Source organism: Streptomyces sp. MBT65, from assembly GCF_016612545.1.
Classification (GTDB): Bacteria; Actinomycetota; Actinomycetes; order Streptomycetales; family Streptomycetaceae; genus Streptomyces.
Map to the genome: position 1 here is coordinate 1 of NZ_JAENRY010000556.1, position 2304 is coordinate 2304.

4 protein-coding genes are annotated in these 2304 nt (G+C 70.4%); all 4 read left to right on the forward strand.

Annotated elements, in window-relative coordinates:
• On the forward strand, positions 1-189 hold a 189-nt coding region (locus JHN63_RS50195), incomplete at its 5' end, for a hypothetical protein (RefSeq protein WP_200691808.1).
• Positions 190-263: 74 nt separating this feature from the next.
• A complete protein-coding gene (locus JHN63_RS50200; protein ID WP_200691809.1) occupies positions 264-812 on the forward strand; it encodes a SigE family RNA polymerase sigma factor in 549 nt (182 codons plus the stop codon).
• Positions 812-1642 (forward strand): hypothetical protein, encoded by an 831-nt coding sequence (locus tag JHN63_RS50205; protein ID WP_200691810.1) that lies wholly within the window; start codon positions 812-814, stop codon positions 1640-1642. The genes JHN63_RS50200 and JHN63_RS50205 overlap by 1 nt, the downstream gene beginning before the upstream one ends.
• Positions 1643-1922: 280 nt before the next feature.
• Positions 1923-2304, forward strand: a 382-nt coding sequence (locus JHN63_RS50210) for a bifunctional 2-polyprenyl-6-hydroxyphenol methylase/3-demethylubiquinol 3-O-methyltransferase UbiG (RefSeq protein WP_200691811.1), incomplete at its 3' end; no start/stop codon positions are given.

Sequence of the window (2304 nt, forward strand, 5' to 3'; positions counted from 1 at the left end):
CTGCTCGGTGGGGTGGTGCTGATGGTGGTGTGGCTGCCGTGGGGCAAGGAGGCGGGGGTGTCCTCGGTGGCCGGAGCGGGTGCGGAGCCGGAGGCCGGTGGGGAGATTACGGACCCAGCGGTGGCCGCCGAGGGGGTGGACCCTGCGGAGGCCGCTCAGGGGGTGGCTTCCACGAGTTCCGAGAAGTGAGGCAACGGTTTTCTGAGAAGTGGGGCAACGGTTCGGGCGGCTCATGGACTCCTTTAGACATCTAGGAGGTGCCCATGGGGGAGCGCAAGGAGGCTCGGGAGACTCGCGATGACGAGTTCCAGAGCTTTGTCATCGGCCGCTGGCCGCGGTTGTTGCGGACGGCATTTCTTCTGACGGGGGAGCAGTACACCGCGGAGGACCTGGTCCAGTCGACGCTCGAGCAGGTCTTCGTGGCCTGGCGCAGGGTCGGCGCGGCCGACGATCCGGAGGCGTACGTACGGCGCGTGATGATCAACGCGCACGCACGCAAACACCGCAGACGGCTCAAGGAGTTCCTGGCACCGAAGGACGACTCGGGCCTGGTGCGCGAGATCGCCGACACCGGCGACCGGATCGCCCAGGCCGAGGACCGCAGCACCCTCCTGAAGGCACTGGCCCAACTGCCGCCGAGGCAGCGGGAGGCGGTGGTGCTGCGGTACTGGGAGGACCTGACCGAGACACAGACGGCCCAGGCGATGGGCTGCTCGGTCGGCGCGGTGAAGAGCAACGCGGCCAAGGGGATCGCGAAACTCCGCGCCATACCGGGACTGGCCGAGACGGTGACGCAGGGAGGGCGGAAGTGATGAGCGCGGACCGGGAGACGAACCAGACCATGACGGACAGAGACATCGCCCTGCTGCTGGCCGACGCCGCGGACGAGGTCGAGATCGGTATAGCCCCCTACCAGGCGGTGATCCGGGGTGGCCGCAGGCGCCGGGCCCGCCGCTGGGCACTCGCGACGGCCACGGCACTGGTGATCGCCGGAACATCGGGCACGCTCGCCCTGGCCGGGCTGCGCGACGGGAGCGGGGTCGAGGTGTCCCCGGCGGTGACACAGGGGTCGACGGCGCCGGCGACCCCGCAGGAGCGGCATGTGTACGCGCCGCAGCAGACCCTGCTCGGCACGGGCAGCGTCGGCGGCAAGGAGTGGCGGATCACCGTCGACGAGTGGGGTGCCCCGCACGACGAGGGGGAGGCCCGGATCCAGTTCCAGGCCATGAGGACGTACGGCGAGGTGCCGGTGGAGGTGAGCAAGCCGTCCCAACTGGTCGGCAAGTCCTCGTTCTTCACCCGCCGGAGCATCGGGGACGGTGCCCCGGCCGCCCTCACGGAGAACACGATCGGCGCGAACGACGCCATGAGGGGAACGGACCTCGAGTCGGCCGCGCTCTCCCTGGACCCGAAGCACACGATGCCTCAGCGCCTGGTGATCGGCCAGGTCGCCAGAACCGCCCAGGAGGTCACATGCACCTGGAAGGACGGCAGTTCGACGGTCGTCCACCGGGTCCCGGCGGGCGCCGACGTCAACTCCGACGAGTCGGCGATCCGGACGGTGGCCGGCTCATCGACCAACTGGTTCGTGTGCGTGGGACCGGAGGGGACGACGTTCGAGTCGGTGAAGGTGACGGGGTGACGGGGTGGGGGCGTTGCCGGTCGGGACACACCTTGCGCGGAAAAGTGTGGCCGCCGTGACCGGGAATGCCGTCCTGGCGGCGCTGGGGCGGGGCGCCGGCAGGAGTTCGGTGCGGTGCCGGAGTGACGCCCTTGCGGCGCCAACTCCGGGCCCGCACGGGGGCGTTGACGGCATCGGCGTGAGCGCTCCGGATGAGAGCTGACCTGGGCTTCTAGCTGGTCTGACCCTAGGCTCGACACCTCGGAGAACCGGTGGAGTCGGAGTGGGGAGCGGGGACCGGATGGACCAGAACCGGCACGGACGTGACATCCGTACGGTCGACGACGTACTCCGGCTTCTGGACGGGCTGTTCGCGCCGGAGGCCGACCGTTGGAGTTCCCGGGGCGCCTCCTGGTGGGACGGGTTCTATGCCGACCGCGACAAGCCGGTGCCGTTCTTCGTGGCGAAGCCGGACGAGAGTCTGGTCGGGTATCTCGACAGGGGGTTGATACCCGGGGGCGGCCGCGCCCTGGACCTGGGGTGCGGTCCGGGACGCAACACCCTTCACCTGGCCGCGCGGGGGTTCGAGGTGGACGGGGTCGATCTGTCGCCGACCGCTGTCGCGTGGGCGGAGGAGCGGGCACGGGCGGGTGACCCGGGTCCGGAGCGGGACCGAGTGGGGG